Source organism: Albidovulum sp. (assembly GCF_049646345.1).
In the GTDB taxonomy this organism is placed as follows: Bacteria; Pseudomonadota; Alphaproteobacteria; order Rhodobacterales; family Rhodobacteraceae; genus Albidovulum.
The window spans coordinates 1-8,086 of sequence record NZ_JBARVQ010000041.1 but is presented as its reverse complement, the minus strand read 5'-3'; the positions used below and the strand labels follow the sequence as shown (position 1 = coordinate 8,086).

The 8,086-nt window shown below is 63.3% G+C and carries 7 protein-coding genes; all 7 read left to right on the top strand.

Annotated features, from left to right (window positions below):
* A partial coding sequence (locus WBB85_RS00995) for a glycosyltransferase (protein WP_432636757.1) occupies positions 1-925 on the top strand: 925 nt, incomplete at its 5' end.
* Positions 926-983: 58 nt separating this feature from the next.
* Positions 984-1,895: a glycosyltransferase family 2 protein gene (locus WBB85_RS00990; RefSeq protein WP_432636756.1), complete on the top strand. Its 912-nt coding sequence runs from the start codon at positions 984-986 to the stop codon at positions 1,893-1,895.
* Between the two features lie 2 nt (positions 1,896-1,897).
* Positions 1,898-2,863, top strand: a complete 966-nt coding sequence (locus WBB85_RS00985; RefSeq protein ID WP_432636755.1) for a lysylphosphatidylglycerol synthase transmembrane domain-containing protein — start codon at positions 1,898-1,900, stop codon at positions 2,861-2,863.
* A complete protein-coding gene (locus tag WBB85_RS00980; RefSeq protein WP_432636754.1) occupies positions 2,860-4,305 on the top strand; it encodes a protoporphyrinogen/coproporphyrinogen oxidase in 1,446 nt (481 codons plus the stop codon). The genes WBB85_RS00985 and WBB85_RS00980 overlap by 4 nt, the downstream gene beginning before the upstream one ends.
* A gap of 2 nt (positions 4,306-4,307) precedes the next feature.
* On the top strand, positions 4,308-5,093 hold the full coding sequence (locus WBB85_RS00975) for a polysaccharide deacetylase family protein (RefSeq protein ID WP_432636753.1): 786 nt from the start codon (positions 4,308-4,310) through the stop codon (positions 5,091-5,093).
* Positions 5,090-6,538, top strand: coding sequence for a lipopolysaccharide biosynthesis protein (locus WBB85_RS00970; protein ID WP_432636752.1), 1,449 nt, complete (start codon positions 5,090-5,092; stop codon positions 6,536-6,538). The genes WBB85_RS00975 and WBB85_RS00970 overlap by 4 nt, the downstream gene beginning before the upstream one ends.
* Positions 6,535-7,797: a glycosyltransferase family 4 protein gene (locus tag WBB85_RS00965; protein ID WP_432636750.1), complete on the top strand. Its 1,263-nt coding sequence runs from the start codon at positions 6,535-6,537 to the stop codon at positions 7,795-7,797. The genes WBB85_RS00970 and WBB85_RS00965 overlap by 4 nt, the downstream gene beginning before the upstream one ends.
* The last annotated feature ends 289 nt before the right edge of the window (positions 7,798-8,086 follow it).

Below are 8,086 nucleotides of genomic sequence, written 5' to 3'. Positions count from 1 at the left end.
GCACCGGCGCGGCGAGGTGGAAGAGGTCATCGTCGTCGATGACGTGTCGCCCGATGACACCGCGGCCATCGCCGCCGATCTTGGCGCGCGGGTGATCGTGATGGACAAAAACGGCGGGCCGGGGGCTGCCCGCAACCGCGCTGCCGAAGAGGCCACGGGCGATGTCCTGTGGTTCGTCGACAGCGATGTCATCGCATGGGAGGACGGCGCCGAAAAGGTCCGCGCCGCCTTTGCCGATCCTGAGGTTGCGGCGGTCTTTGGGTCCTATGATGCGACGCCCGACGGCCAGCACTGGTTTTCACGCTACAAGAACCTGATGCACCGTTTCTATCACCAGCGGGCCGAGCGTGACGCCCATACATTCTGGGCAGGCTGCGGGGCTGTGCGCAAGGATGCGTTCCGCAAGGTCGGCGGCTTCGATACCGAAACCTATCGGATACCTTCGATCGAAGATATCGAACTTGGCTATCGCATCCGGCGGGCGGGGGGGCGGATTGCGGTTGATCCGACGCTTCTGGGCAAGCACCTGAAGGTCTGGACCCCGAAAAGCGCCATTCACACCGATATCTTCTGCCGCGCGCTGCCCTGGTCACGACTGATGATCTCACGCGAGGGCGTGCATAACGACCTGAACACCAGTCACGGCGAAAAAGCCAAGGCGGTGATCGCGGGGCTTTTGATCCTGTCGGTGCTCGTGTTGCCGTTCATGCCCGGCCTTTGGCCCGCGACGCTTGGCCTGCTGGCGCTGGCGCTGATCGCGAATGCGGCCTTCCTGCGCTTCATGTTTTCAAACGGGGGCCTTGGTTTCGCCACCCTGACCTTTCTTTATCACCAGGTTTACTACGTCTATTCGGCGACGGCCTTTGCCTGGTGCCTATTCGAATATCACGTCCTTGGCGTGAAGAACCGCCTGCATGTGCCGTGACGGCGCGACGGGCAAAATACGATTGAACCGGACCGGAGACGGTGAAGGGATGAAGGATATGAAAGACAGAGAGGCCGATACGGCCGAACTGAAGACGCTGGTTTCCGAGGTCGAGGGCATGTCGCTTTCCATCGTGATCCCGGCTTACAATGAAGAAGGTGCCGTGCGCGAAACCATTGAGCATGTGCGCGAGGCGATGGACCCGTTGGGCGTGCCGTATGAGATCATCGTCGTCGATGACGGCTCCGAGGATCAGACGATGGAGATCGCGCGGCAAACCGGCGTCATCGTTGACAGCAATCAGGTCAATACCGGCTATGGCGCATCGCTGAAACGCGGCGTTAAGCGTGCGCAATACGAATATGTCGCGATCATCGACGCCGACGGCACCTATCCGCCGCATTACCTGCCCGGAATGCTGGCCATGTGCCGCGATCAGGATATGGTCGTGGGCGACCGGGGTGCGGCGATGAAGAACGTGCCCTGGGTCCGCAAGCCCGCGAAATGGGTGCTGAACACCTTCGCCTCCTTCCTGGCCGAGCGGAAGCTGAACGACCTCAATTCCGGTCTGCGCGTCTTCCGCAAATCCGAACTTGTGCCCTTCATCCCGCTTCTGCCGCAGAAGTTCTCTTTCACAACGACGATCACGCTTTGCATGTCGTGTAATGGCAAACGGATGATCTATACGCCGATCGAATACGGCAAAAGGGTCGGAAAATCGAAAATCCGCCCGGTCGATTTCATTAACTTCCTGATCCTCGTTCTGCGGATGACAGTGCTTTTCAACCCGCTTCGGGTCTTCATCCCGCTGGGTCTGGCGCTGATGACGCTGGGGGCGGTGAAGTTCGTCTATGACATCTGGATGGACAACCTGTCAGAAACCACGATCTTTGCCTTCCTCTCGGCCTTGATCATCTGGTCGCTCGGGCTGATCGCAGACATGATCTCTCGCCTGCATCTGAGGCCCTGACGGTGGCTTTGGGCGGCAAGGCGGCGCGCAAATGGCTGATCCGGGCAACCGGTTCGGCTGCGGCGTTGGGACTGATCTTCTGGTTCCTGCCAAAGGACGCGATCCTTGAAGGGTTTTCGCGGCTGAGCCTGCCGGTTTTCCTCTCTGTCCTGCTTGCCTTCCTTCTGTGCCATGTGGTCACGGCCACGAAATGGTGGCTGCTGATGGACCGGGCGATCCCTTTGCTGACCGCTTTGCGGGCGCATTTCGCGGGGCTTGCCGCCAATCTCTGCCTGCCCGGTGCGGCTGGGGGCGATGCGGTCCGCGCGGCCCTCGCGCATGCCTCGTTGAAGGACGGGCCAAAGGTTGCCGCAGCCGCGATCGGTGACCGGCTGATCGACCTTGTCGGCCTTGCCTGTCTGACGCTGATCGGCCTTCTGATGCTGCATGGCGGCGGCAGTCCGGTTTTGGGCCTGACCATCGCCGGTATCGTCTTTGCCGCGGCCATCGCCGGGCTCTTCGTCTTTCCAAAAATCGCCCGCGGGGTCTGGAGCCGTTGGCCCGGCCTTCCCGCCCGCGATCTGGCCTTCCGGCTGGCTGACGCCTTCGCCGCCTTGGGGCGCAGGCCGGGTTTGCTGCTGTTCACGCTGGCGCTTTCGGCAGGCGTGCAGGCGGTGCTGATCCTGCTCTCGATCCGGCTGGCCGAGCCGATGGGCGTCGATGTCGCCTGGGCCGCGTGGTTCTTTGCCTGGCCGATAGCCAAGATCGTGGCCACCCTGCCGATCTCGCTCGGCGGGCTTGGCGTGCGGGAAAGCTCGCTTGCCGCATTGCTCGTCCCCTTCGGTGCCACGGCACCCGAGGTGGTGGCGTCGGGCCTTGCCTGGCAGGGCATCCTTTACCTCGCGGGCGCGCTCGGCGCCCTGATCCTGATCGCCTCGGGTGGCGGATTCGGGACACGTATTTCACAAGTGACGGAGATTTCGGAATGACGGCAGAAGCCGGTAAGGAAGGCGTGCGTCTGCCGCGCGTGACGGTTCTTGGCGCGGGGCCGGCGGGCATCGCCGCCGCCTATGCTTTGACCAAGGGCAAGGCAAAGGTGGAGGTGCTGGAACGTGCGCCTGTGGCCGGGGGCAATTCCACCTCGTTCCAGATCGACGGCATCTGGTGCGACTATGGCTCGCATCGCTTCCACCCGGTGGCGGATGAAAACGTGCTGGCCGATGTGAAGGCGCTTCTGGGGGATGACCTTCTGCTGCAACCGCGTCATGGCCGTATCCGGCTGGGCGGGCGCTGGATCCATTTCCCGCTGAAATTGCAGGACGCGCTTCTGAAGCTGCCGCCCGCCTTTGCGGCCTCGCTGATCGGCGATATGGTCCTGAAGAAGTTCCGCAAGAAATCCACCGGCCCGCGCAGCTTTTCCTCGGTTCTTTACGACGGGCTCGGGCCGACGATCTCGGAGAATTTCTACTTTCCCTATGTCCGCAAACTCTGGGGGCTCGACCCTGACAAGCTGGCGGTGACGCTGGCCGAACGGCGGGTTTCCGGTTCGTCCATCGGAAAGATCCTTGGCAAGATGCTGAAGATGATCCCGGGGCTGCGGGGCGCGACGACGGGGCGGTTCTATTACCCGAAGAAGGGCTTCGGCCAGATATCGAATTCCATGGTCGCTGCCGCCGAAGGGCAGGGGGCGGCCTTCAATTTCGGCACCAACATCACCCGGATCGAACGCGAGGGTGCCCGCGTCACCGGCATCGTCACCAAGGACGGTGAGACCGAGACCCGGCACGAGCCTGATCAGGTCTATTCCACCATCCCGCTCACCACGGTCGTCAAGCTGATGGACCCGCCCCCGCCGCCCGAAGTGGTGATGGCAGCCGAGGCGATCCGGTTCCGGGGCATGATCCTTGTCTATCTCATCCTTGAGACCGACCAGTTCACAGAATACGACGCGCATTATTTCCCGGAACTCTCGATCCCGATTTCCCGGATGTCCGAGCCGAAGAACTACAACTCGGCGACAGGCCCCAAGGGCCGGACGATCCTTTGCGCCGAACTGCCCTGCGATCCCGGCGAGAAGTGGTGGGACATGTCGGATGAGGAACTGGGCAAGCAGTATTGCGAGTGGCTCGGCCAACTCGGCCTGCCGGTGAAGGTGCCGGTGGTTCGGACCGAGACACGGCGTATCGCCCATGCCTATCCGGTTTACGACCTTGATTATCAACGGCATTTCGAAACGGTGGACAATTGGCTGTCCACGCTCGACGGGTTCCTCAGCTTCGGGCGTCAGGGGCTTTTCGCCCATGACAACACCCACCATGCCTTCGCCATGGCCTATGCGGCCGCGGACGCGCTGACGGCAGAGGGTGGCATCGACCTGGCGGCCTGGGCTGAGCACCGGCATGAATTCGAAGGCCACCGGGTCGAGGACTGAGCATGGGCGGGCCGGTGATCGATATCCTGATGTATCACTCAATCTCGGACCGGGGCGGGGCGACGTCGATCGCGCCCGCCACCTTTGCCGCCCAGATGGCGGCGATTGCCGGGGCCGGGGTGCCGGTCATCACGCTTGACGATTACCGCGCCGCGCAGGACGGGCGGGGGAAACTGGCCCCCCATTCTGTGATCATCACCTTCGATGACGGCTTTCAGGATTTCGCCGATGCCGCCTGGCCGGTCATGTCGAAACACGGATTCAAACCCATCGTCTATCTGCCCACCGCCTGTATCGGCCGGGCCGAGGGCTGGCGCGGCATCGCCGATCCGCCGCGCCCCCTGATGGGATGGGGCACGATCCGGGCTTTGGCGGCGGAAGGCGTTGAGTTCGGCAGCCACACCGTCAGCCATCCCGATCTGGATGCCCTGCCCGAGGACGCGCGGGGGGCGGAACTGGAACGCTCCAAGGCGGTGATCGAGGACCGGCTGTCCCGCCAGATCCACCATTTCGCTCCGCCCTACGGGATCGCCGGGCCTGAGGTGCGGACGGCAATTGCAAAGCTTTACAAGACCTCCGTTGGCACCCGGCTGGGGCAGGCCGGGCTAACGGACGACCCGCATTATCTGCCCCGGCTGGAGATGTTCTATTTCACCGACATCGCCCGTTGGCGCGCCCATCTGGCCGGCCGTGGTGCGGCCTATCTTGCCGCGCGCAAGGGGCTCCGTGCGATCAAGTCGGCGGTCGCAAAGCCCTGGCAGGGCATCGCCTCGGGGGCGGGGCGGTGAGTGTCGGGCACAAGTTCATCAAGGGCGTCGCCTGGATGGCGGCGGGCGGCTGGACCGAACAGGCGATCAACTTTGCCGTCTTCGTCACCATGGCGAAACTCTTGGGGCCGGAGCTTTACGGGCTTCTTTCCATGGCCGCCGTCTTCATCGTTCTGGCCGAGGCTTTGGTGCGCGAAAGCGTGTCGGAATATCTGATCGCAGCCGAGGATCCGAAGGATGAGGATTATAACGCCACCTTCTGGCTGACCGCCGGTCTGGGGCTGCTGCTGGCGCTGGTGCTTTGGGCCGGGGCAGGGGCGATTGCAGCACTTTACGGGCATGAGATTGTCGCGGGGTTGATCCGGGGCCTGTCGATCACCGTCCTTCTGATCGCCTTCACCGCCGTGCCGGTGGCGATCCTGCGGCGGGAGTTCAATTTCCGTGTCCTCTCGCTCCGCGCCATCGCGGGGGTGATCACCGGCGGCGCGGTGGGGATCGGCATGGCGCTTTCGGGCTGGGGGGTCTGGAGTTTCGTCGGCCAGTGGATCGCGATGATCTCGACCAATGTCGTGATGGCCTGGACGGCGGTCGCGTGGCGGCCGGGGCTGAAGACGACGAAGGGTCATATCCGTCAGGCCGGGGCCTTCGGCGCACAAGTTCTGGGTCTGCGCATGGCCGAGCTTGCGGTGGTGCAGATGCCGACGCTGCTGATCGGCGCGACCCTAGGGCCGCTCGCCACGGGGCTTTATTCCGTGTCGTGGCGGCTGGTGGAGACGCTGACCTTCCTCATCTCGACCCCGCTGCGCATGGTCTCGCAACCCGCCTTCGCGGCGGTCAGGCGTGAAGGCGGCAGGGCAGGGGACCTGCTGCTGGACATCGCGCGGCTGACCGGCGTCCTGGCCTTCCCGTTCTTCGTCGGTATCGCCGTCGTCGCCGAACCGGTTCTGCAGCTTTTCTTCGGCGAGGAATGGCTGGGTGCTGCGCCGGTCCTGTCGGTCATGGCCTTCCTCGGCCTCTATTTCTCTGTCGCCATGGTACAGCAGAGCTTCTGCCTTGCCGCCGGCAAGGCGGGCGAGATCACGGTGCTGACATGGGCCAATGTCGCGCTCGGCGCGGTCCTGATGCTGATCGCCGCGCGTTGGGGACTGGTGGCGATCACCGGGGCCTTCGTTGCGGCGCATTACCTTCTCTGGATCTTCCGCTACCGGCTGGTGGCCCGGCTGGGGGATATGGCCGTCCTGCCGCTTGTCACTTGCAATATCGTGCCCGCATTTGCGACGGGCGGGATGGCGATGGCGGTGATCCTGACCCACCGCGCCATGACCGGAACGCCGCTGATCCTTGATGTCGTGGTCTCGATCCTGACCGGAGTCGCGGTCTTTGCTGTCCTCACCCTTCTTTTCATGCGCGACCGGCTGAGGCTGTTCCTGTCCTACGCGCGGCCCGCCCCGGAGGTATCGGCATGAGATCGCTCTCCATCGTCATGTTCACCACCTTCTACCCGCCCTATTCCTTTGGCGGCGATGCGATCGGCGTGCAGCGCATGGCCCGCGCGCTGGCCGCACGCGGGCATGACGTGACCGTTGTGCATGATGAGGACAGTTATCTGATCCTTGGCGGCAAGGTGCAGGCGGAAGGCGCGCTTGACGGGGTGCGGCGCATCGGGTTGCGCGCCAGGAACGGGATGCTGTCGAACCTGATGACCCAGCAACTGGGCCGCCCTGTGACGCATGGAACCCGTATTCGTCAGATACTGGCCGAGCGCAAACCCGACATCATCTGGCACAACAACACGTCCCTGATTGGCGGGCCCGGCCTGTTGCCGATGGGCGAGGGGCTGAAGGTCTATGAGGCGCATGAACATTGGCTGGTCTGTCCCAGCCATGTGCTCTGGCGCTATGGGCGTGAGCTTTGCGACGAAAAGCATTGCGTGAAATGCCAGCTCAGCTTCAAGCGCCCGCCGCAGCTGTGGCGCCATACCGGCATGCTCGACCGGGCGCTGGATCATATGGATCTGATCATCGCGAAAAGCGAATTCAGCCGGGCCAAGCACGCCGAGTTTGGTCTCAGGCAAGAGATGACGGTTCTGCCATATTTCCTGCCCGACCTGCCCGAGCTTGCCGAACCTCATAGCGGCCATCCGCGCCCCTATTTCCTGTTCGTGGGGCGGCTGGAGAAGATCAAGGGCCTTCAGGATGTCTTTCCGGCGATGGACCGGTATCCCGACGCGGACCTCCTGATCCTCGGCGACGGGGATTATGCGGATGAGTTGAAGCGGCTCGCCGGTAATCGTAAGAATATCCAGTTCCTTGGTCGCAAGAGCCCGGATGAGCTGAACGCCTATTACCGGGGTGCCTTGGGTCTGATCGTGCCCTCGGTCTGCTATGAGACCTTCGGGATCATCCTGATCGAGAGCTTCCGGCTCGGCACGCCGGTGATTGCCCGCAGGCTGGGCCCCTTCCCGGAGATCGTCGAACGCTCGGGCGCAGGGGCGCTTTTTGAGACTGAGGATGAACTGGTGGGTGCCATGCAGTCGATCCAGTCCGATCCCGATACCCGGGCGGCCCGATCTGACGCGGCGCGCAAGGCGTTCGGCGAGGTCTGGCGCGAGGACCGGGTGCTGGAAGCTTACGGCGCGGCCTTTGCCCGGGCCGCGCGGCAGAAGGGCGATGCGGAACTGGCGAAAGCGCTTGAGGCCGGGGTATTTGAGACGGGGGCGGGATAGTCGCTATAGCGTTTCGGGGGCAGGTGACGCCGCCGTCAACTTCGATACCTTCATGTGCTTCCAGACCTCTCCCTGCCGGGAAAAACCAACGAGATACTCCCGGTCCCAACGATCCGGTTTTCAAGAGGAACAGCCGCTATTTTATAACGTGATGAGGTTCCACTTCGATCATGTGATGCGGTAGGCACCCTCGCCGATCTCATCATGTCACGTGTGATCAAGAGCGCGCTCGTGTACAAGCCCGACGCGGTTTATACTCCCTGCCTCGGCCGGACAGGCCGGGTTCAGG